Genomic DNA, 298 nt, shown 5'->3' on the forward strand with positions numbered 1-298 from the left:
GTTCAAGGCTCTTGGCAATTGTTCCGATCTCATCGCGCCTATTTGCGAAAGGAATCGCACTCAATAAGTCATGGTTTGCTACTTGTTTCATCGAGTGCCAAATTGCAATGATAGGCCTCGAAATACCTCGAGCAACTAAAATGGAAATCAAGACGATCCCAGTCATAATGAGTGAGATATCTCTTATCATCTTCTTGCGTAGACTTGCAGCGGGAGCAAAGAGTTCAGAGTCCGTCTGATCAGCAACAAGTGCCCATTTAATGCTTTTGTAAGTGAATCCCATGAATGCCGTGTGCAC

At 44.3% G+C, this 298-nt stretch carries 1 protein-coding gene; it reads right to left on the reverse strand.

Features of this window, described 5'->3' with window-relative positions:
* On the reverse strand, positions 1 to 298 hold a 298-nt coding region (locus AB9F29_RS22145), incomplete at both ends, for a HAMP domain-containing protein (protein ID WP_369757282.1).

The organism is Falsihalocynthiibacter sp. S25ZX9 (assembly GCF_041205405.1).
Lineage (GTDB): Bacteria > Pseudomonadota > Alphaproteobacteria > Rhodobacterales > Rhodobacteraceae > Falsihalocynthiibacter > Falsihalocynthiibacter arcticus.